Raw genomic sequence first — 19,499 nt, 5'->3', positions numbered from 1 at the left:
TATGGCGCCTTCCCTTAACTCAGCATCACTGTCCCGCCTCCTCGGGACGTGGAACAACGGGACGGCTCCTGCCTACCGCAGTTTGGCGGACGTGGTGCGCCTCCTCATCCTGGATGGCAGACTGCCGCTGGACACGGCATTGCCCAGCGAGCGCGCGCTCTCGGAAGCCCTGGGCGTCAGCCGGACCACCGTGACCGCCGCTTATGCCAGCCTCCGCGACCAGGGTTTCCTGAGCAGCGGGCAGGGCAGCCGCGGCAGGACACGCATCCCGCAACTCACCCCGTTCGGGCCGGCGCTAGTGGGCCCGCCACCGCCCCGCCCCCACCCGGCCCTGGCCGCCCCCGGTCTCGCCGCCCCGGACGGCCTGATCGACCTCGCGTACTCGGCCCTGCCGGCCAGCGGCGAGGTGGTGCACCGCGCCTTCGCCGCGGCACTGACGGAGCTTCCGGCGCTGCTGCCGGGCTTCGGGTACGACGCCATCGGCCTGCTGCCCCTGCGCCAGGCGATCGCAGACCGGTATACGGCGGCAGGAGTACCAACCCACGCCGGCCAGATCATGGTTACCTCCGGCGCCCAACATGCGCTGACAATCGTTATCCGCACTCTGGCGGACCGGCAGGACCGGGTTCTCGTGGAGCACCCCAGCTACCCCAACGCGCTGGATGCCATCCGAGCAGCGAGATGCCGCCCCGTTCCGGTGGCCTTTGCGCCAGGGGGCTGGGACCTGCCGGCCCTGGAATCAACCCTGTCCCGGCAACGCCCGAAAATCGCCTACGTTGTGCCGGACTTCCACAATCCCACAGGCCTCGTCATGCCTGACTCCCAGCGCCGCAGGCTGGCCCGCGCGGCGTCCGCGGCCGGAACCGTCCTGGTGGTGGATGAGACCCTTCGTGAACTGAACCTCGACGGCGTCACCACCACTCCGGTAGCAGGCTTCAGTTCCGCCGTTGTCACCATCGGCTCGCTCAGCAAATCGCACTGGGCAGGGCTCCGGACAGGCTGGATCCGGGCATCCGAACCCATGATCCAGCGGTTCGCAGCGGCCCGCACCACCCTTGACCTTGGAGGGCCGGCCATGGAACAGCTTGCAGCCGCCCATCTGGTCCGGGCACTTGATGAGCCGCTGCCGGCCCGGCTGCGGGAACTTCGCGACAACCGGGCAGCACTGCTTGAACTGCTCGGGGAACACCTCTCCGGATGGCAAACGATGCAGCCTGCCGGTGGCCTGTCCGTTTGGTGCCGGCTGCCCGAGCCGACCAGCACAGCCCTGGCAGTCATCGCCCCCGACTTCGGCATCCGGCTGGCGGCCGGACCGCGGTTCGGAATCGGTGGGGCTTTCGAACGGAACCTGCGGGTGCCGTTCACTCTGCCGCCCGACCGGCTCGAGACTGCGGTACTGGCACTTCGCGCAGCGCAGGACAGGCTCGACGCCGCCCCCCAGCTCCGGCGGACCCTCAAGAAGGCGCCGGCAGCTGCCATCGCCTGAGGAGTATGCGCTCCCCTAGGAAGCCTGGCCCGCGCCTGCCGTTTTCGCACCGTCACCCCGCGCACGGGAATGTCCCATACGCTGCTTTGCGGTATTGGTGCCGCGCCCGATGGGTACCTGTGCTGTGGCTTTCGCCAGCCCAAACAAGGGCATTCCGCTGTACACGGTCTCGATTCCCGCCGCGGGAACCTGGTATGTCTCGTGCCAGATGCCGACGTCCCCTGTTCCGGAGAGCTCCTTCATGAAACGCCGCCATGGTTCCAGGTGGGGCGCCTCCCGGTCGGCGGCGAACTTCCGCAGGTGCTCGGGACTCTCCCAGTAGCTCACCAGCATGGTGGTGCGCCCGAACCACTGTTCGAAGCCCAGCATTCCGGAGGCAGGATCGGTGGCAAGATGCCGGAGGATCCGCGGCATGGCGGCGGCCACCTGTGCCACCTTGCCCACTTTCCACCACCGGTTGGCCCGCATTCCAATCAGGAACACCGTTACGGACTCCCGCCCGGGATCCGCGGTGTAGCGGCCCGGAAATACCTGTTGCTCCATGAGAACTCCTGGGTGAAGGGTCATAACCTGGTTTTATAACAAGGTTATGAAACAAGGTTATGAAACAATGGGACCCATGGCAAGACCTGTGGTGCACACCAGTTCCCTGCGTGAAGAGCTCCTCGCCGTCACGGCAGACCTTGTGGACCGCCACGGGCCGGCACGGGTAACCCTCAGGGATGTTGCCGCAGCAGCCGGAACCTCCACGTCCGCGGTCTACTCGCTCTTCGGCGGAAAATCCCAGCTCCTCACCGCGGTGGTCGACAGCGGATTTCAGTCCTTCCATGACTCCCAGACCGCCGCAGCCCCGGGCGGCCTTCAGGGACTGGGCGTGGCCTACCGGACCTGGGCACTGGAACACCAGTCGCTGTACCGGCTGATGTTCGGCGGCGCACTGGCCGCGTACGTCGACTGCCAGCCCCGCCCGGAGGTCGCCGCCCAGGCCATGGTGCCCCTGATCAGCGCGGTTGCCGCAGCCCAAAAGGCCGGCAGGCTGTTAGAGGCCCCGGTGGAGATGGTGGCGGTTGCCATCTGGGGCCAGGTCCACGGCCTGGTCAGCCTGGAACTGGCGCAGGTGGGTCCGCCGGACGCCGACTGGGCCGCGGCGTACGACTCCGCGCTGGCCGCCATCGCACGCGGTTGGGCCGCCTGACTCCCTGTGAAAGCACGGGCGTCCGGGCACTCGTTCCCGCGGCGCCAGTTCCGTCCCGACCAGCACATGAGCTCGGCCAGGCTCCCACAGCGCCCCCGGTAGAATGGACCGGTGATGCAATCCCCCCTTCCCGTGCGCGACGGCGTCAACGCCACCCGCCTCCGCCTCCCCGGGGAGGGCCCGTGGGACACTGCGATGGACTACATGATGCACCGCTGGGGGCACATCGACCCGCAGGGCATCGAGGACAGGTTCGACGCCGGCGAGATCGTCGGCGAGGGCGGCATTCCGCTGGACCGCGGCACGCCCCTACAGGACCACACCTTCATCTGGTACTACCGCACGCTGCCGCCGGAGGAGCGGATACCCGTGGAGATCACCATCCTCCACCAGGACGAGCACCTGCTGGTGGTGGACAAGCCCCACTTCCTGCCCACCACTCCGGGCGGCACGTACATTCAGGAGTCGGCCCTGGTCCGGCTGCGGAACCAGCTCGCCCTTCCAGACCTCATTCCCATGCACCGGCTGGACCGCATGACCGCCGGGGTGCTCCTGTTTTCCACCAACCCGCAGACGCGCGGCAAGTACCAGGTGCTCTTCGAAAAGCGGCAGGTCCAGAAGGAATACGAGTGCGTGTCCGCCGCCGAGCCGGCCCCGGGGCATCCCGCCGTCGAGTTCCCGGTGGTGGTGCGCAACAGGATGACCAAGTCCCGCAGCTACCTGCTCGCCGAAGTGATCGACGGCGAGCCCAACGCCGAAACCCGGATTGAGCGGCTGGAAACGTTCGACGGCGGCCCTGCTGTGAGTGCCTCAGGCAGCACTGCCGGTGGCCGCCTCGCCCGGTACCGCCTTGAGCCGCACAGTGGCAAGACACACCAGCTCCGGGTGCACATGGCGTCCCTGGGGCTCGGAATCCTCCATGACGCCTTCTACCCTGAGCTGCTGGACAAGGCACCGGACGATTACGCCAAACCCCTGCAGCTCCTGGCCCGCGGCATCCGTTTCGTGGATCCGATCTCCGGGCAGCCCGTGGAGTACCGCAGCCGCCTGGAACTCAGCGAGGCCGCTCGGGCCCGTCCCTGACAACGGGGGCTGGGCACTGCTTTCGTCCTCTGCCTGGATGGGGAAAAACCCGGCCGTCCGGGAGCCAAAAAAGTGCGGTACCTTGTGGCAATGGACTTCGGCAGCGCTGACAGCTGGGGGGCGGCCATCTACTTCTGGATCATCCCGGTGGTCCTCGGCGATGCCATCTTCCCGCCCATCCCGTCCGAGATGGTGGTGATCACCAGCGGGGCATTGTCCGCCGATGGCAGGACAAACGTGTTCCTGGTGGTGGCCCTGTCCGCGGTGGCGTCCTGGGTGGGCGATATGGTGGTCTTCCAGCTCTTCCGGAAACGGCTGAGCCATGTCCTGGACCGCTGGAGGTGGGGACGGCGGGTCCACAAAGGCATCCACGACGCCCTGGCCAAGGCGGGCCGGTCATCCACGTACGGCACCATCATCGGCGCCAGGTTCATCCCCGGCGGCCGGCTTGCCACGTCAGCGGCAGCCGGCATCGCCAACGTGTCCGTCCGGGGCTTTAGCCTGTGCGCCGGCCTGGGCGCGTTGCTCTGGGCCTGCTGGCTGGTGGGCTTGGGCTACTTCACGGGTTCAGCCACCGGCCTGCCGTTCTGGGCCAGCTCGCTCATCGGGGTGGGGCTCGGGCTGGTGGTCGGCGCCGTCGTCGGGATCATTGTCACCCGCCGCCGGGGCAACCGGTCTCCCGTGGAGGAGCCAGGGCCGCTGGCCTGACGTGGCCTAGACGGGTGCCCAGCGGCCGCGGCTGCGCCGGAGCACGCTGAGGGAGCCGGTCAGGGCAACGCGTTCGACGGCGTCGCGCATCATCGCTGCCGATTCCCGCGCCTGCCGGTTCTCGCCGCTGTATTCGGTGGCCTCCACGAGGAAGCGCAGGTTCAGCTGCGGCACGCCGCCGGAGAGCTGCAGCTGGTGCGACTCAACGTGATGGCGCGTTCCCAGCGCCTCGACGGCAGCATCCATGACCGACTCCGGCGGGTTGCCCGGCCGGAGCCCGGTGATCTTCAGGCGGGTCTGGAACGAAGGCATGCCCTCCACCCTATCCAAACCCTCTCTCACCTTTTGCCCCGATACACCAAACCCTCTCGCACTCAGTGCCAGAGGGTTGGGGAAAAGGCTGCAGAAGGTGAGAGAGGGCCTGGGTGGTTAGCCGGTGTTGCGCAGGCCGGCTGCCACGCCGTTGACGGTGATGAGCATGGCCCGCTGGAGCCGTTCGTCGATTTCCGCCCCGCTGATGGTTCCGCTTTCGGCCCGGACGCGGCGCAGGAGTTCCACCTGCAGGTAGCTGATGGGGTCCAGGTACTGGTCGCGGACTTCCAGGGAACGCTTGAGGGTGGGCTGCGCGTCCAGGAGCACGTGCTCGCCGGTGAGGTTCTGGATCTCGGTGACGGTGAGCTCGTATTCCTCGCGGATGGTCCGGAAGATGTGGTGCAGGTCCTTCGGCACCAGGGTGTCCACGTAGTATCCGGCGATGTCCAGGTCCGTTTTGGCGAGGGTCATCTCCACGTTGGACAGCACCGAGCGGAAGAAGTGCCAGTGCTCCATCATTTCCACGAGCTGCGCCGGGTTGCCGGCCTCGCGCGCCGCCTTGAGGCCGGATCCGACGCCGAACCATCCGGGCACGATCTGGCGGGACTGGGTCCAGCCGAATACCCAGGGGATGGCGCGAAGGCCTTCCAGCCCTGCACCGGAGTCGGGGCGCTTGGACGGGCGGGAACCGATGTTCAGGGACCCGAGCTGCTCCACCGGGGTGGACGCCATGAAGTAGGCCGGGAGGTCGGGGTGGTCCACCAGTTTCCGGTAGCGGTCAAAGGCGGCGCCGGAGATGGTCTCCATGACGTGCCCGTACCGTTCCCGCTGGTCTTCGGAGGTGCGGGGGTCGCGGTGCAGGGCGGAACCCTGCAGCACGGCGGCAAGGGACAGCTCGAGGTTTTCCCGTGCCAGCTCCGGCAGGGAGTACTTGTCCGAGATGACCTCGCCCTGCTCGGTGAACTTGATTTCACCTTCCAGGACGCCGTTGGGCTGGGCCAGGATGGCGTCGTAGGTGGGCCCGCCGCCGCGGCCCACGGACCCGCCGCGGCCGTGGAACAGGCGGACCCGCACGCCGTGCTTGGCTGCAACGTCGCGGAGCTTGCGCTGGGTCTTGTGGATCTCCCACTGGCTGGTCATCACCCCGGATTCCTTGTTTGAATCCGAGTAGCCCAGCATCACTTCCTGGACGTCCCCGCGCAGCCGCACCAGCTCCCGGTAGGAGGGATTGGAGAGCAGCTGATCGATGATCTCGGCGGAGGCACGCAGTTCCTCCACGGTTTCCAGCAGCGGGGCAAACCCGAGCTTGGCGTATGGCTTCTCGCCGAAGAGGTTCACCAGGCCGGCCTCGCGGGCCAGGACGGCGGCGGCCAGGACATCGTCCGCGCCACGGGTCATGGAGATGATGTAGGTTTCGATGACGTCCGGGCCATATGTGCGCAGGGCACGCCGGATCTCGCGGAAGACGTCATACGTGCCGTCCGCGGCGCCGTCGAGCTTGATGGGGTGGCCGGACAGCGGGCGGCGCGAGGCGAGCTCGGAGCCCAGCACCTCGAAGCGCTCCGCGCGGCTCAGCTCGGCGTACCGCAGGCCCGGTCCGCCGATGCGGTCCATCAGCTGGCCCACGGCGTCGTGGTGGTGGTCGGCGTGTTCGCGGATGTCCAGGGTGGCCAGGTGCAGGCCGAAGGATGCCACGGCGCGGCGGACCCGGGCCAGGGCACCGTCCGCGGCGAGCGACGCCGAGTGGTTGCGGAGCGAGAGCTCCAGCAGCTCAAGGTCCGCCAGCAGTTCGTCGGTGCCGCTGTAGTCCCGGCCGTGCTCGTGGTTGGAGTTGGCAGCCACCCGCTTGCCGGTGTTGATGAGCTTGGCCTTGATGCAGGTCAACTTCAGCCGGTAGGGCTCCTGGGCGTTCAGTTCCAGGACCCGCTTGTCCAGGCCCGGCAGCTTCTTCAGGTCCTCATCGATGGATTCCAGCAGCTCCCGGTCCGCACCGGCGAGCGCGGTGGAGTTGGACAGGATGGAGATGAGTTCGTCGATCATGCCGATGCTGATGCGCACGGCGTGCTGGTTCTGGATCTGCAGGATTTCGCGGGTGACGGCTGCTGTGACGTTGGGGTTGCCGTCGCGGTCCCCGCCAATCCAGGACCCGAACCGGATGGGAGCGTCCTGGGACGCGAGGCTGACGCCGTGCTCACTCAGCAGCTCGGACAGTTCCGTCAGCATCTCCGGCATGGCGTCCGTGAGGATGCCGCCCAGGTAATAGATCGCGTTGCGGGCCTCATCCACGGGTGTGGGCCGGACCTGGCGCAGTTCATCGGTCTGCCACATCTGGTCGATGATCTCGGCGAGCTGCCGGTCCTGGCGGCGGCGGGCCGTGGTGCCCTCGGCCGTGGGCTGGGCGAGCACGTCGGAGAGCTTGCGGATCTTGTCGAGAACCGAACGGCGGGAGGCTTCGGTGGGGTGGGCGGTGAAGATGGGCCGCACGTCCAGGCCGTTCACCACGTCCTGCAGCACCGCGGGCCCGGCCTGGCTTGCAATGTCGGCTACGGTCTTGGCCAGCCAGCCGTCCTTTTCCGCCCGGGTCCGCAGCCCGCGGACGCGGTGGACCTGTTCGGCGGCGTTGGCGAGGTGGAAGTAGAACGCGAAGGCGCGCACCAGGTCCGTGGCCTGCTCGATGGGCAGGGAGCCGAGGAGCTCGCGGACCTGGGCGACGACGTCGTGCGCGCTCCAGGGACCTGTGGCATCGGCGCCGCCGCGGGCGGCCTCCTTGGACTCCTTGGTGAGGAGGCGGACCTGTTCCACGAGGTCCAGGAGTTCCGGCCCGTGCTGGCGGACCAGGGATTCGCCCAGCAGAGTGGAAACGCGCCGGACGTCGGCCCTCAGTTCGGAGGCGAGGTCTGTTTCGGGGTGTGCAGCAGTGTGAGCCATGGAAGCAATCTTTCGAGGGTTTCGGACTTGGCTCGTACACTGCGCTGGATACTGTGAGCCACGTTACTAGCTAAAGATGCTACCCGCAGGGCGGGGGCAAGGGTCAATCCGTCTCAGATAATGTCGTGCTCCGGGTACCCGACATGGCGTTTCACCAGCTCGAGCTCCGCCCGGAGACCCGCCACCTGCGCCGCCGACTCCGCAGCACGCCGGCGGTCCTGCACCGAGGTGATGGCGAGTGCCGCAACCCCCAGCGGCACCATCAGGGCCAGCGCCCATCCGGCCGCCGCAAAGTAGTCCAGCGCCACGGGCAGGGCAGCACGGAAATCGAAGAAGTCGTTGACGCCGTCGGCCATCCCGTTCATCACCCCGTTTAGGGGCCGGAGGGCCTCCCCCACCAGGGGCGTTTCAGAGAACGACGGCGGGTCCAGCCTTGCTTCCTTGTCGCCGCCCCAGCGCCCATCACCCAGATGGTTCAGGACGTAGATGCCGGCGCCGGCGCTGGCGGCCGTATAGGCGATGGCGGCGGCGAGCGCGGCGAGGTCCGGACGGCGGGGCCGCCACAGCAGAAGTGCCGCGGCACAGGCCAGCGCCGCGATCCACGTCAACGCTTTGAGCCACTCACTGCTGATTCCTGCCAGGATGTCCACGCCACCTATTCAACCGCGCGGACCACCTTGATGTTAAAGTCCAGCGTGCCCAGGGCGCCGTAAAGCCGCAGCCACAGGGGAAGCACCATCTCGGCTCCCCTGGCCGTGGTGATGTCACCCAGGTCGATGATGTCCCGGTGCCCCAGCGATTCCAGCAGCCCCTTGACGATGGCTTTGGCCAACGGATCGTCGCCGGACAGAAACACGGAGTGGTCCCCGCCGGCAAGCCGTTGCGGGTCCACCATCAGCCTTGCGTTCATCGTGTTGAGGGTTTTTACCACCCGGGAGTCCGGGAACGCCCGCTGGATCCTCTCCCCCAGGCTGTCCGTATTGACCGGGTTCAAAACCGGCGGCATCCCCTGCGAAAAGTCCAGCGGGTTGGCGACGTCCATCAGAACTCTTCCGTGCAGCCGGGCGGACCCCGCCGCGCCCAGCGCCGCAAGGGTACCGGCGCCGGTGGTGGCGTTCACCACCACTTCGCCGTTGCCGGCGGCTTCGGCGAAGGTGCCCAAAGCGACGTCCCGGTGGCCCGCGTGCCACTCGCTGAAAGGCAAACCGCCCATCCGGCCGGGCACGTTCCGGGCGGCAGTACTTTCGGGGTCCCGCGTGCCCAGGGTTACCTCGTGCCCCAGTTTGACCAGCGCAGCGCTGAGTGCGCGTCCCACTGTTCCGGTTCCCAAGACGGCAATTTTCATGGCATCTCCCGTGGACGGGCAGCGGACCGACTGAAGGTTTCGACCCGATCCTGCTGGTTCCGAGGGTACTCCGCGGTCCATGGCAGGCAAGGTTCGGAATGAAGACGCCGTGGCGGCAGTTGTAGCGTGGGCACGGCAAACCGGAAGGAATCATGTCCATCACCCCAGACGCCAAGGTGGAGCGCTGGCAGCGCTTCCGCGCCAACCGGGACAAGGCGCTCGCCGCTCCCCACGGCTGGCTCACCCTCACCTCCTTCCAGTGGCTGGACGCCTCCCCGGCCGCCGTCGACCTGGTCCCCGGCCTGTGGTCCACGGACGGTACGACGGCGGCACTCACCGCGGTCCGGGAGGACGGGCTGACGCTGGTGGGGACAGGGAAAGCAGTGGATGGCACTATTACGGCCGTGCTCGCCGACGAGGAGTCGCTGATGTGGGTGCAGTTCGGCGGGGCGGACGGCGCCGGGGTGGTCGTCGAGCTCGCCATGCGGGGCGGGCGTTACGCGATCCGCACCAGGGACTCCGGCTCGCCCGTGTTCACGGAGTTCGACGGCGTGCCCACCTACGGCTACAACCCGGACTGGGAAGTCACTGGGCGCTTCGAGCCGTACCCCGAGCCGATGGAGGTGCCCATCGCCACGGCCAACCCGCTGGTGGACGGCGTCCACCGGACCGTGGGCGAGGTGGTGTTCCGCCTTCCCGGCAGCCCGCACGAATTCCGGCTCCAGGCGGAGGAGGAAAAGCTCGGCGCCCTCACGGTCACCTTCCACGATGAGACCAACGGGGACACCACGGACGACTGGCGGAAGCTCTCGGCGCCCCGGCCCCGGCCCGGCGTGGATGGAAGTGCCACGGTGGTGCTGGACTTCAACCGGGCCATCAACTACCCCAGCGCCTTCACGCCGTACGGCACCTGCCCCATGCCGGTGAAGAACAACAGCCTGGACATCCGCGTGGAAGCCGGTGAAAAGCTGCCGTTCCCGAACGAGTGAGCCTGCCGGCAGCCAGGTGGTTGAGCCTGTCGAAATCCGGTTTCGACAGGCTCAACCACCGGCAGTCAGGCGATGGCGGACACCCCGGTGACTGCGCGGCCAACGATCAGGGTGTTGATCTCGAAAGACCCCTCATAGGTGTAGATCGCCTCGGCGTCGGAGAAGATCCTGGCCATCCGGTAGTCGGTGAGGATCCCGTTGCCACCCAGGATGGAGCGGCCCAGCGCCACTGTTTCGCGCATCCGGGCGCTCAGGTAGGACTTGGCCAATGCCACCTGGGGCATGTTCGCCGCGCCTTCGTCCTGCAGCCGGGCCAGCCCCGCCATCATCGCCATGCTTGCCACCGTGTTGCCCAGCATGGTCACCAGCTGCTGCTGGATCAGCTGGAACTGCGCCAGGGGACGGCCGAACTGCTGGCGTTCGACGGCGTACTGCCGGGCGACGTCGAACGCCGCCAACTGCTGGCCCACCGTCTGCCATGCCACCATGATCCGGGAGCCGCGCAGGAGTTCCTTGGTGTCCTCGAAGCTGCTGATCGCGGCGAAGCGGTCGGCCTCCGCCACCCGGACATCCTCGAACACAATGTCCGCGTTCTGCACCGTCCGCAGGGCGATCTTGTTCTCGATCCGGGTCCGGCTGATGCCAGGCAGGGCGGCGTCCACGATGAAGCCGCGGACCGCTCCGTCAGCCTCGTCCCGAGCCCACACCAGCATGTAGTCGCAGAACGTCCCGTTGCCGATCCAGCGCTTGGCGCCGTTCAGCACCCAGGTGTCCCCGCCGCCGTCGGGCCGTCCTGTGGAGGAGGAGATCCGCCTGGCACGGGTTTCCATCCCGCCGGCCACGTCCGAGCCGTGGTTCGGCTCGGTCAGCGCGAACGCGCCGGTGATCCGCAGGCTGGAGGCATCCGCCAGCAGCCGCTGCTGCTGTTCGGGGCTGCCGAAGGCGTAGAGGGATTCCACGAAAAGGTCGTGGTGGACCAGGAAGAACGTGGCAATGGACGTGTCCACGCGGGTCATCTCGGCAATGACCAGCCCGGCGAACAGATGGCTGTAGCCGCGCTGCGCCGGGGTGCTCAGTTCCAGGGCGGCCAGCTTCGGCAGGATGTGGGCGGGAAACTCGGCCTTGTTCCACCACTCCCCCGCGTACGGTGCTATCTCGGTGGCCAGGAAGGCCCTGAGTTCGGCCAATTTGTCCCGCTCCGGCTGGCTCAGCAGGGACTCGTAGGCGAAGAAGTCCGCGGTGGGCAGGTCCACGAGGTTGCCGGCGGCGGGGCTCATTTCGGCCCCATCCGGATGGCGCCGTCCAGTCTGATAACTTCCCCGTTCAGCATCGCATTGTCCACGATGTGTGCCACCAGCCTGGCGTATTCCTGCGGTTTCCCCAGCCGCGACGGGTGCGGAACCTGGGCACCCAGCGAGTCCTGCGCGTCCTGGGGCAGGCCGGCCATCATAGGGGTTTCGAAGATTCCCGGCGCGATGGTCACCACCCGCACAAGGGAGCGCGCCAGTTCGCGGGCGATGGGCAGGGTCATGGCGGCCACCGCGCCCTTGGATGCCGCGTAGGCGGGCTGCCCGATTTGGCCTTCGAACGCCGCCACTGAAGCGGTGTTGATGATGACCCCCCGTTCCGGCCCGCCCAGTTCCGTGACGGCCGGCTCGGTGGCCACCATTGCCGCTGCCGCCAGGCGCAGCACGTTGAACGTTCCGAGGAGGTTGACCTGGACCACCCGGTTGAAGGCCTCCAGTGGCAGCACACCCTCGCGCCCCAGCACCTTTCCGGGTGTGGCGATGCCCGCGCAGTTCACCACGATCCGCAGGGGACCCAATCCCACGGCGGTGTCGACGGCGGCCTGCACCTGCTCCTCGCTGGTCACGTCCGCCGGGGCAAAGACGGCCGTCCTTCCGTCCGCTGAACGGTTGAGTTCGTCGGCGAGCGCGGCCCCGCCGGATGTTGGGAGGTCCAGGAGCACCACGGAGGCGCCGGCGTCGAACAGGGTCCGGGCGGTGGCGGCACCCAGGCCGGACGCACCTCCGGTGATGAGCGCGACGCTGCCTGTGATGTCCATCCATCCTCCTTGATGTGGCCCAGCACCGCGGCAGGGCCGCGGACTAACAGTTAGTGAATGTTAACTGAAATGCCTGCCGCCCGCACCATCCGACATTCAGGGCAGGTTGGGGCAGGCCGGTTAAGGTGGAAACCATGACCTCCAGTTCCGCCACCGATCCGGCCTGGCAGGACCGGGCAGACCACGCCGCGCACTCCGTGGCCGCGCTGTTCGGCCGGAAGCTGCTGTTCCTGCCGGGCACCCATCTTGCCGCCGTGACATGGAACCCCGGGCAGCCCGCGGGGACCTGGCAGGCAGCGCTGCGGCGGCTGGGCTCACTCGCTGCCCTGCAATTTCCTTGGCACTACTGGTGGCAGGCCCACTACGTTGACTGCCTGGTGGATGCGGGGCGGCGTGCTCCCGGCAGCCCCATCGGGGGCAGTTTGGCGTCCCGGCTGCTCACGGGGATCTGGGTGCGCAACGCGTTCACGTTCGTCAACAACTACTACGACGACATGGCCTGGCTCGCCCTGGCCACCCTCCGCCTGGATGTTTTGGCCGGGGAAACGGGGGGATCCGGACGCCGCCGCAACGCAGCCGTCCGCGAAAGGCTGAAGCTCGAGTTCGATGCAGCCAGCACTGACCATAAGGGCGGTGGTGTGTTTTGGAGCAAGACGCGGGATTTCAAAAACACGCCGGCCACCGCTCCGGTTGCGCTCTTCTACGCCCGGACAGGGCAGCAGGCGAAAGCCCAGGCGCTGGTTGACTGGCTGGACAGGACCCTGTTCGATCCAGCCCAGGGCCTGTACCTTGACGGCGTACGGCTGAACGCCGCCGGTGAAGTCCAGGTGGACCGGGCAGTCTACACCTACAACCAGGGGCCGGTACTGGGCGCCCTCCTGGAACTGGGCGGGGAGGCCAACCTCGCCCGCGTGGCCGAGGTGGTGGAGGCGGTGAACCGGCAACTGACCGTGCCCGGCGGCGGTACGGTGCTGCGCTGTGACGGAACGGGCGACGGCGGCCTGTTCACCGGGATCCTCTGCCGCTACCTGGCGCTCGCCGCAACGGATACCCGGCTTCCGGAACGGACCCGCGCCACTGCCACGCGGCTGGTGACCGATACCGCGGAGGCCTTCTGGAGCGGAAAGCGCAGCCTGGGCGCCGCCGAGCCTGGGGGAAAACATCGCGGCGGGAGCATCTTTTCGGTGCATGCTGCACGGCCGGCGGAGGAGACGTATCCCCGGGGAGCCGCCGTCGAACTTTCCACCCAGCTGCAGGCATGGATGGTGCTGGAGGCCGCGGCGGCCATCAGCTCCGGCAAGCCGTGGGGACGTTCACTGGCGGATGGCGGCGAGAGGCGTGACGGCAGCGCTCTTGAGTGACACCGGCCCGCCCTCGGCCGCCAGCCGGGCTTCCTTCTTGCCTGCCGGCGGAAACACCAGCGATGTCAGCGTCTGGCGCCCGCCGTCCACGAACACTTCGAGGGAGGACCGGTCGACGTAGACAGTGAGATTCACCGTGCCGCCGCCGGACTTCGTCTCCACGGCACGCGCCTGCCGGTACTCGTCCGCGGCGGTCCGGGCTCCCGCGTCGGCCGCCCGATCGGGTGCTGCTGCAACAACATCGCCGTCCCGGACCACGAAGGCCTTGCCGGTTTCAAAGTCATAGCCCACCGTGGCGTACGTCCTGCCTCCGCTCTGCAGCAGCAGCCGCGCTTCCCCTGCTGCTGAAGCCGGCTTTTCCAGCTCGATGTCAGCCTTGAACGCACCACTCTCCGGCAACGCCGGCAGGGGGATGTCACCCAAGGTGGCGCCCGGTACCTGGACGGGCTCGCCCTCCAGTGACTGCAGCGCGGGCGTCGGCGTGGAGACCAAGGCCGGGCGGCCGCCGTCGGACTCCAGACGGATGTCCCGCACCACGGAAGCCGCGCCAAACCAACCGTCGGTGGGGAGCTCGCGGGCGTAGGCCCAGTTGTTCATCCAGCCGATGGCGTGGCGGGACGCCTTGCGCTGGCCGTCCGTCAGGCGGGGGTCATCCCAGGTGGCGGCGGCGTAGAAGTCCGATCCGCCGTCGAGCCACTGGTGGCCGCCCTCCGGGGAGAATCCCTTGCCGTCCCAGGCGCCGGTCCAGTACGCCAGGCCGGTGGTGCGGCCCTCCTCCGCACCGTTGGCGCTGGCCGCCAGCACCCAGGTGCGCTTGGCGGGATCGCCGTCCACGTCCATCTGGAAGAAATCGGGGCACTCCAGGATGCCCAGCCCGTCCCGCTCGAAAGCGGAGACGTAGTTCCACTGCTTGAGGTCCGGCGAGGTGTAAAAACCGATCTTGTGGCCCTCGGCCAGCAGCATCAGCCACTGGTTGTTGGCCTCGTCCCGCACGATCCGCGGGTCGCGCCAGTGCTCCGCGCCGGGGTTCTCCATCACCGGGTTCTGGTCGTAGTTCCGGAAGCTGTACCCGTTGTCCGTGGAGTAGAACAGGGACTGGCGCTGGACGCCGTCGTGCTGCTGGGTGAGGACGGCGATCACGGCCCCCTTGCCGAAGCCGGCGGTCCCTTCCGTGTCCACCACCGCGGAGCCGGTTTCGATGTCGCCCAGGCCGTTGCGGAACTTTTCGATGGCCACGCCCTCGTTTTTCCAGTGCACCAGGTCCGGGCTGGTGGCGTGGAACCACTCGGTGCCGTTCCCCTCCGGGTAGTGGGCGTTGTAGAGGTAGTAGTAGTGCCACAGCCCGTCCAGGAAGAACGGCCGCTGGGGATCATTCATCCAGCGTTCCTTAGGGGTGAGGTGGTAGGCCGGGCGGTAACCGGGATCCGCTGCCGGCGCCTCCAGACGTGCCGCGTCCGGTTCCGGCCATGACTGCTGAACGCCCAAGTCAGTGAGCAGGGCGTCCCGGGCTTCGGGGCTGACGCAGTCCGGAAGCTCCACTTTTGCAGGGTCTTCTTCCGCCGTTCCGGCCACGCTGCTGCGAAGATAGACTTTCCCGTCCGTCCGCACACCGGCCAGCCAGCCCGTGCCGCACTCGATGCTGCGGACGTCTTCCGCTCCCTCCGCAGGGACGTCGCCGCCGCGTTCAACCAGGGTGGAATCGTTGCCTTTGAGCCAGAGGGAGGCGTAGCCGCCGCTCCGGTCCTTGGCTGCAGCCTGCGCAGCGGCTACCTCTCCCAGCACGCGTTCGGCGGCAGCTGCTGCGCCCGGCCGGGCATTTCCGCCGAGCACCAGGGAGACTGCCAGGACCAGGACAGCCGACGCGGCCACCGCCCACAGGAGGGGGCGCCGGCTGAGGGCGAAGCTCTTGAGTGCGGGGAGTACAGTTCCGAGGATATTTCGGGGCATGGTTTCAATCCGTCGCTGAACGCACAAGTGCCGTCCCCCGGGTCGGGGAACGGCACCAGCGCAAGTGAACCGTCAATTTTACCGGCCCGGGGCATGGAACCTAATTGGCGTCCGGCGCGGGAGGTCACAAAGCCGGTGGTGACGGGGCGTCGCCTGGACGCTTTTTCTGCGGATAAGGAGCCTCACCGCGGGCCAGCATCTCCACGAATCCGGCGATTCTGCGCTCGCGGGTGGCGGCCTGCTTTGCCGAATTGGTCCGGACGATGAGGGCGAAACGGTTGGCCCTGGTGAGGACATCGAACATCGCCTGTGCAGCCGGTACCGCGGCGATGGCGGCCGCCAGGTCGGGCGGCATTTCCGCCGTCGCCTGGCCGGCATAAGCGGCGTCCCAGCGACCGTCAGCCTTGGCGGCCTCCACCGCGGCCCGCCCGGCGTCGGCCATCTTTCCTTCCTCCTCCAGCCGCGCCACATAAGTGACGTTCCTGGCCGACCACACGCTGCGGCGCCCCCGGGGCGTCATCCGCTGGAAGGAGCTTTCGTCATCCCGGCGCCTGGCCTGGCCGTCGATCCAGCCGAAGCACAGCGCCTCGTCCAGCGCGGCGGCGTAGTCCAGCTCCGTGACCTGCCCGCCTTTTTTGTGCAGGACCAGCCACACACCGGGGCTGCTCTGGTGGTTCGCCTCCAGCCAGGTCCGCCAGGCTGCAGCGTCCGGCACCAGCAGTTCGTCGAGTTCAGTGGCCATGCGCCTATTCTGCTCCTGAAGTGCTGCGGAACAAGCGGTGCCCTTGTGGCGCCGCCCGTGGCATTATGGCCGTAAACGTCACCGCCGACACGAAGGACAGCCCATGCTCCGCGTCCGTCCCCTGCATTTCACGTCCGCCATCGACTCCTGGGAGCGGCTTCTCACGGCCCTGGGCCTGGTCCTCACCGAGGGCGACGGCGGGTTCCGCATCTTTGACGCCGGAGGGGGCCGCCTGGCCCTGCATGACGTCCCGGAAGGGGACGCGAGCGACGGATCCACGGCCTTCGCGGTGGAAGTGGGCGACCTTGCGGAATTCGCCCGCCGCACCAACCTGGCTGCGCAGGAGGACGACGCCACGCCTGCGGAGCCGGCCACCGCCGAGCTGGTCACCGCTGACCATGGCGAGGCGTGCAGGATCACCGCACCTGACGGGTTCAGCTTCCTGGCGGACCAGGCCGGCACCGATGCGCCCTCAGCGGACTCGGACCCGGCCCTGGCCGTCGTCGGGGTCTGGTTCACACCGGACACGGACGCCGCTGCCCGCACCCTGCGGCACGTCGGTGCCCGGCCCCGCCTTGTGCCCGACAACGACGAAACGGCGGACTTCACCGCAAAGAACGGCGGGGTCCTCCTGGTGCGGCCGGCGTCGGGGCCGCCGCGGTCCGGCCTGGGCTTTGAGTACGACGGCGCACTGGAACCTTTGCGGGACCGCCTCGCCTCCGCCGGGTTCGACGTCAGCCTCACCGAGGAGGCGTTCGGAAGCACCCTTCACGTCGCCAACCCGGACGCGGCCCGGGACGGCGCGCCCTCCGTGCCCGCAACGGTCTGGATCTCGCAGCACCGTCCCATGGGGTAGAACTTAACCATGAACGTGCGCACACCTGACCCGAACCCCGGCTGGCTTTCCGAAGAAGACCTCTTTGAGGCGCGCGGGCGGCTGCCCATGGTCTACGTGGAGGCGGTACCGGTCAGGCTGGACCCGTTGGGTTACGTGAACGAAGTGGGCACCCTGCTGCAGGCCGACGAGGACGGGACCATGGTCCGGTCCTTGGTGTCCGGCCGCGTCATCTACCGCGAAACCATCCGCGCCGCCCTGCTCCGGCACATGGAAAAGGACCTGGGACCGCTGGCGTTCCCGCAACTGCCCATCAGCCCGGTTCCCTTCACGGTGGCCGAATACTTCCCGGCGCCGTCCCAGACCGGCTTCACCGACGAGCGGCAACACGCCGTGTCCCTGGCCTACGTCATCCCGGTGACGGGCGAGTGCGAGCCCCGCCAGGACGCCCTGGAACTGACGTGGATGACCCCTGAGGAAGTCCTCAGCCCCGGCGTCCAGATGGAGTTTTCCGGCGGCCGCGGCGGGCTGATCCGGCAGGCTCTGGCGTTTGCAGGCGTGGGCTCCTGACGCCCTCGCCGGAACCTGGGGGTCCCCGATATTAGGTGCCCGCCTTTGTAGACTGTAGGGCGGACCGCAAGAGAACTTAAGGACTCCCATGACCGAAACACCAGCCGCCCGGCACCTCCGTGAACAGCAGGCTGGATCCCTGACCACCGGCAACCTCATCCTCCTGCCGGACGGTGAACGGACGGCGGAGATCCACCAGGTGGAGCTTGAGCGGGACGATTTCGGCGCGCCGGCACTGGTGCTCGCCAGCCTGACGGGCGGCGGGACGCTGCGCATCGCCGTCGGCTCCTCCGTAACGGTTGTTGAGGAGCAGTCCGACGACGTCACGCACCTTACGCTGGCAACCTCCCGGCCCCAGGACGCAGGGCAGTCCCTTGAACCAGGGCAGGCGGAGGAACCGGCCGGGGCCGGGCAGTCTGCCGATGCACCGCAGGAGCAGCCCGGCGAAAAGCCGGCTCCCATGGCGGCGGTGCCCGCCGTCGTCGTACCTCCCCTTCCTCCTGCCCCGCCGGCCGCGAACGGTCCCAGCGAGGAGGAACTGGCTTTGATCCCGGCGCCTGCCGGCACCCCGGAATCCGTGGTGGAGGCCGCAGCGGAGGCGCATCCGGACGCGACGGGGGTCCTGCTGCTGACCGACCGGCTGGCCAAAGGCGTCAACTTCAAGTCCGGAAGCTGCCTCAAGGACCTCAGCGACCTCGCGCACGAACTCTTCATCACCCTCAAGGACGCCGAAAGCTCGCTGGCTGTGGCCGACCTCCTCACTGTCCTCCCCTACGACGGAAACCCCGGGCGCTGGGCATCGGTGGAAGCCTCCCTGGCGCTGGCCAGCTACATCTGCCGGCAGGACGGCCAGAACGAACGGGCAGCCGTGTACGAGAAACTGATCCGGACCCCGGAGAACCAGGAAACGGATCCGTTCAAGGCGCGGATGGCTGCCAAGGTCCGGCAGCGCTCGCTCAACGAACCCAACCTGTACGACAAGGAAATCTTCCGCTCCATCGATAATTCCAACCACGACGCCGAGCGCGAATGGCGGCTGCTGCGGCTGGAATCCCTGCTGTTCCTGCGCGCGCACGGCGGGTCGGAAACCATCGGAATGGGCGAACTGGAGCGCCGTATAAGCAACGAGCTTGAGGCCGTCCGCGCATAACAAATAGCCCCTACCCGGGGCCGGGCCTTAGTTGTACATTCGGGGCTATGACGAACAATCTCAGCGTAGTGATCAACGCCGATGCTCCGCAGGTCTGGACCATGCTGCGTGAACCGTCCAAGGTGGCCCAGTGGCACGGCTGGCAGGCCGAGGACCTGGACGCCGAAATCAAGGAGATCTACTTTTCCGGCGATGTGGAGGAGGCTCCGGACCACACCAGCCTCACCGTCCACGGCGGGGACACCTTCGAACTCCAGCCCGTGGCGGACGGCACCCGCGTGAGCGTGACGCGCGGGGCCCTGGACCACAACTCGGAGTGGGCCGCCTGGGACGAGGACATCACCCAGGGCTGGCTGACCTTTCTCCAGCAGCTCCGCTTCGCCCTGGAACGCCACCCGCACGGCAAACGCCATACCCTCTTCCTCCACCTCACGGAGGGGCAGGGCTCGGCGATCGGGAAGCTCGGACTGGACTCGGTTCCGGCTCCCGGCGAGCCCTATCAGCTGACCCTGGGCACCGGTGAGGAAATCTCCGGCAAGGTCTGGTACCGGACCAGCCACCAGGTAGGGCTCACTGTCCACGGCTACGCGGAGCACGGCGAGGGGCTCCTGGTGGTGGCCGACCACCCTGCCATCAAGGATGTGCGCGAGGAGGGTGAGGGCTCCCTGGTCATCGCCTCCACGTACGACCTCGGCGCTGCCAAACTCGACGCCATCCGTTCATCCTGGGACTCCTGGCGGTCTGAGAACTACCCCTCATCGGAACCGGTGAGTTGACGGGTCT

The 19,499-nt window shown here is 67.9% G+C and carries 19 protein-coding genes; 10 read left to right on the top strand and 9 right to left on the bottom strand.

What is annotated here, in order from left to right; translation table 11 throughout:
- The first annotated feature begins 1 nt into the window (after nucleotide 1).
- Complete coding sequence (gene yczR / locus ACZ9BC_RS19610) at nucleotides 2–1,486, top strand: MocR-like transcription factor YczR (protein ID WP_476247388.1); 1,485 nt, start codon at nucleotides 2–4, stop codon at nucleotides 1,484–1,486.
- Nucleotides 1,487–1,501: 15 nt separating this feature from the next.
- Here the strand turns inward: yczR and ACZ9BC_RS19605 are convergent, their stop codons facing one another.
- Nucleotides 1,502–2,029, bottom strand: coding sequence for a DUF4188 domain-containing protein (locus ACZ9BC_RS19605; RefSeq protein ID WP_476247387.1), 528 nt, complete (start codon nucleotides 2,027–2,029; stop codon nucleotides 1,502–1,504).
- Between the two features lie 76 nt (nucleotides 2,030–2,105).
- On the opposite strand from ACZ9BC_RS19605, the gene ACZ9BC_RS19600 reads away from it, so the two are divergent.
- The 3 genes from ACZ9BC_RS19600 to ACZ9BC_RS19590 all read left to right on the top strand — a co-directional run bounded on the left by ACZ9BC_RS19600 (nucleotide 2,106) and on the right by ACZ9BC_RS19590 (nucleotide 4,472).
- A complete protein-coding gene (locus tag ACZ9BC_RS19600) occupies nucleotides 2,106–2,681 on the top strand; it encodes a TetR-like C-terminal domain-containing protein (protein ID WP_476247386.1) in 576 nt (191 codons plus the stop codon).
- Nucleotides 2,682–2,795: 114 nt separating this feature from the next.
- A complete protein-coding gene (locus ACZ9BC_RS19595) occupies nucleotides 2,796–3,764 on the top strand; it encodes an RluA family pseudouridine synthase (RefSeq protein WP_476247459.1) in 969 nt (322 codons plus the stop codon).
- A gap of 90 nt (nucleotides 3,765–3,854) precedes the next feature.
- Nucleotides 3,855–4,472, top strand: a complete 618-nt coding sequence (locus tag ACZ9BC_RS19590; protein ID WP_476247385.1) for a DedA family protein — start codon at nucleotides 3,855–3,857, stop codon at nucleotides 4,470–4,472.
- 6 nt (nucleotides 4,473–4,478) lie between these two features.
- Here ACZ9BC_RS19590 and ACZ9BC_RS19585 read toward each other — a convergent pair whose 3' ends face one another.
- The 4 genes from ACZ9BC_RS19585 to ACZ9BC_RS19570 form a co-directional block, all read right to left on the bottom strand.
- On the bottom strand, nucleotides 4,479–4,784 hold the full coding sequence (locus ACZ9BC_RS19585) for a hypothetical protein (protein ID WP_115526230.1): 306 nt from the start codon (nucleotides 4,782–4,784) through the stop codon (nucleotides 4,479–4,481).
- Nucleotides 4,785–4,901: 117 nt separating this feature from the next.
- Nucleotides 4,902–7,712: a phosphoenolpyruvate carboxylase gene (ppc, locus tag ACZ9BC_RS19580; RefSeq protein ID WP_476247384.1), complete on the bottom strand. Its 2,811-nt coding sequence runs from the start codon at nucleotides 7,710–7,712 to the stop codon at nucleotides 4,902–4,904.
- Nucleotides 7,713–7,825: 113 nt separating this feature from the next.
- On the bottom strand, nucleotides 7,826–8,362 hold the full coding sequence (locus ACZ9BC_RS19575; protein WP_476247383.1) for a hypothetical protein: 537 nt from the start codon (nucleotides 8,360–8,362) through the stop codon (nucleotides 7,826–7,828).
- A gap of 5 nt (nucleotides 8,363–8,367) precedes the next feature.
- Complete coding sequence (locus ACZ9BC_RS19570) at nucleotides 8,368–9,057, bottom strand: NADPH-dependent F420 reductase (protein ID WP_476247382.1); 690 nt, start codon at nucleotides 9,055–9,057, stop codon at nucleotides 8,368–8,370.
- 152 nt (nucleotides 9,058–9,209) lie between these two features.
- On the opposite strand from ACZ9BC_RS19570, the gene ACZ9BC_RS19565 reads away from it, so the two are divergent.
- The gene (locus ACZ9BC_RS19565; protein ID WP_476247381.1) at nucleotides 9,210–10,046 is read left to right on the top strand and encodes a DUF1684 domain-containing protein; all 837 of its coding nucleotides are present in this window, start codon (nucleotides 9,210–9,212) and stop codon (nucleotides 10,044–10,046) included.
- A gap of 65 nt (nucleotides 10,047–10,111) precedes the next feature.
- On the opposite strand, the gene ACZ9BC_RS19560 is transcribed toward ACZ9BC_RS19565, so the two are convergent.
- Nucleotides 10,112–11,323 (bottom strand): acyl-CoA dehydrogenase family protein, encoded by a 1,212-nt coding sequence (locus ACZ9BC_RS19560; protein WP_476247380.1) that lies wholly within the window; start codon nucleotides 11,321–11,323, stop codon nucleotides 10,112–10,114.
- Nucleotides 11,320–12,111, bottom strand: a complete 792-nt coding sequence (locus ACZ9BC_RS19555) for an SDR family NAD(P)-dependent oxidoreductase (protein ID WP_476247379.1) — start codon at nucleotides 12,109–12,111, stop codon at nucleotides 11,320–11,322. Before ACZ9BC_RS19555 ends, ACZ9BC_RS19560 begins: the two co-directional genes overlap by 4 nt.
- A 134-nt stretch (nucleotides 12,112–12,245) precedes the next feature.
- Between ACZ9BC_RS19555 and ACZ9BC_RS19550 the strand changes: the two genes are divergently transcribed.
- Nucleotides 12,246–13,472, top strand: a complete 1,227-nt coding sequence (locus ACZ9BC_RS19550; RefSeq protein WP_476247378.1) for a glycoside hydrolase family 76 protein — start codon at nucleotides 12,246–12,248, stop codon at nucleotides 13,470–13,472.
- Here the strand turns inward: ACZ9BC_RS19550 and ACZ9BC_RS19545 are convergent.
- Both ACZ9BC_RS19545 and ACZ9BC_RS19540 read right to left on the bottom strand, forming a co-directional pair.
- The gene (locus ACZ9BC_RS19545) at nucleotides 13,425–15,419 is read right to left on the bottom strand and encodes a glycoside hydrolase family 32 protein (RefSeq protein WP_476247377.1); all 1,995 of its coding nucleotides are present in this window, start codon (nucleotides 15,417–15,419) and stop codon (nucleotides 13,425–13,427) included. The genes ACZ9BC_RS19550 and ACZ9BC_RS19545 overlap by 48 nt on opposite strands.
- 124 nt (nucleotides 15,420–15,543) lie before the next feature.
- Nucleotides 15,544–16,161, bottom strand: a complete 618-nt coding sequence (locus ACZ9BC_RS19540) for a YdeI/OmpD-associated family protein (RefSeq protein WP_476247376.1) — start codon at nucleotides 16,159–16,161, stop codon at nucleotides 15,544–15,546.
- Between the two features lie 103 nt (nucleotides 16,162–16,264).
- Between ACZ9BC_RS19540 and ACZ9BC_RS19535 the strand changes: the two genes are divergently transcribed.
- The 4 genes from ACZ9BC_RS19535 (at nucleotide 16,265) to ACZ9BC_RS19520 (ending at nucleotide 19,492) form a co-directional block, all read left to right on the top strand.
- Nucleotides 16,265–17,017: a VOC family protein gene (locus ACZ9BC_RS19535; RefSeq protein WP_476247375.1), complete on the top strand. Its 753-nt coding sequence runs from the start codon at nucleotides 16,265–16,267 to the stop codon at nucleotides 17,015–17,017.
- A gap of 9 nt (nucleotides 17,018–17,026) precedes the next feature.
- Nucleotides 17,027–17,566, top strand: a complete 540-nt coding sequence (locus ACZ9BC_RS19530) for an NUDIX hydrolase family protein (protein ID WP_079598113.1) — start codon at nucleotides 17,027–17,029, stop codon at nucleotides 17,564–17,566.
- Between the two features lie 88 nt (nucleotides 17,567–17,654).
- Nucleotides 17,655–18,716: a DUF6707 family protein gene (locus ACZ9BC_RS19525; protein WP_476247374.1), complete on the top strand. Its 1,062-nt coding sequence runs from the start codon at nucleotides 17,655–17,657 to the stop codon at nucleotides 18,714–18,716.
- A 47-nt stretch (nucleotides 18,717–18,763) separates the two neighbouring features.
- Nucleotides 18,764–19,492 (top strand): SRPBCC family protein, encoded by a 729-nt coding sequence (locus ACZ9BC_RS19520; protein ID WP_476247373.1) that lies wholly within the window; start codon nucleotides 18,764–18,766, stop codon nucleotides 19,490–19,492.
- Nucleotides 19,493–19,499 lie beyond the last annotated feature (7 nt).

This window comes from Pseudarthrobacter sp. TE3704 (assembly GCF_056279405.1).
Note: the sequence above shows the minus strand (reverse complement) of the source record. Positions and strands in the feature narration are given on the sequence as shown.

Excerpts from the sequence above, each read along its gene's own strand:
- ACZ9BC_RS19525 (WP_476247374.1), top strand. The coding sequence starts at position 17,655 with ATGACCGAAACACCAGCCGCCCGGCACCTCCGTGAACAGCAGGCTGGA.
- ACZ9BC_RS19585 (WP_115526230.1), bottom strand. The coding sequence starts at position 4,784 with ATGCCTTCGTTCCAGACCCGCCTGAAGATCACCGGGCTCCGGCCGGGC.
- yczR (WP_476247388.1), top strand. The coding sequence starts at position 2 with ATGGCGCCTTCCCTTAACTCAGCATCACTGTCCCGCCTCCTCGGGACG.
- ACZ9BC_RS19555 (WP_476247379.1), bottom strand. The coding sequence starts at position 12,111 with ATGGACATCACAGGCAGCGTCGCGCTCATCACCGGAGGTGCGTCCGGC.
- ACZ9BC_RS19590 (WP_476247385.1), top strand. The coding sequence starts at position 3,855 with ATGGACTTCGGCAGCGCTGACAGCTGGGGGGCGGCCATCTACTTCTGG.
- ACZ9BC_RS19605 (WP_476247387.1), bottom strand. The coding sequence starts at position 2,029 with ATGGAGCAACAGGTATTTCCGGGCCGCTACACCGCGGATCCCGGGCGG.
- ACZ9BC_RS19550 (WP_476247378.1), top strand. The coding sequence starts at position 12,246 with ATGACCTCCAGTTCCGCCACCGATCCGGCCTGGCAGGACCGGGCAGAC.
- ACZ9BC_RS19595 (WP_476247459.1), top strand. The coding sequence starts at position 2,796 with ATGCAATCCCCCCTTCCCGTGCGCGACGGCGTCAACGCCACCCGCCTC.
- ACZ9BC_RS19520 (WP_476247373.1), top strand. The coding sequence starts at position 18,764 with ATGACGAACAATCTCAGCGTAGTGATCAACGCCGATGCTCCGCAGGTC.
- ACZ9BC_RS19565 (WP_476247381.1), top strand. The coding sequence starts at position 9,210 with ATGTCCATCACCCCAGACGCCAAGGTGGAGCGCTGGCAGCGCTTCCGC.
- ACZ9BC_RS19530 (WP_079598113.1), top strand. The coding sequence starts at position 17,027 with ATGAACGTGCGCACACCTGACCCGAACCCCGGCTGGCTTTCCGAAGAA.
- ACZ9BC_RS19600 (WP_476247386.1), top strand. The coding sequence starts at position 2,106 with ATGGCAAGACCTGTGGTGCACACCAGTTCCCTGCGTGAAGAGCTCCTC.
- ACZ9BC_RS19560 (WP_476247380.1), bottom strand. The coding sequence starts at position 11,323 with ATGAGCCCCGCCGCCGGCAACCTCGTGGACCTGCCCACCGCGGACTTC.
- ACZ9BC_RS19570 (WP_476247382.1), bottom strand. The coding sequence starts at position 9,057 with ATGAAAATTGCCGTCTTGGGAACCGGAACAGTGGGACGCGCACTCAGC.
- ACZ9BC_RS19535 (WP_476247375.1), top strand. The coding sequence starts at position 16,265 with ATGCTCCGCGTCCGTCCCCTGCATTTCACGTCCGCCATCGACTCCTGG.
- ACZ9BC_RS19540 (WP_476247376.1), bottom strand. The coding sequence starts at position 16,161 with ATGGCCACTGAACTCGACGAACTGCTGGTGCCGGACGCTGCAGCCTGG.
- ppc (WP_476247384.1), bottom strand. The coding sequence starts at position 7,712 with ATGGCTCACACTGCTGCACACCCCGAAACAGACCTCGCCTCCGAACTG.
- ACZ9BC_RS19545 (WP_476247377.1), bottom strand. The coding sequence starts at position 15,419 with ATGCCCCGAAATATCCTCGGAACTGTACTCCCCGCACTCAAGAGCTTC.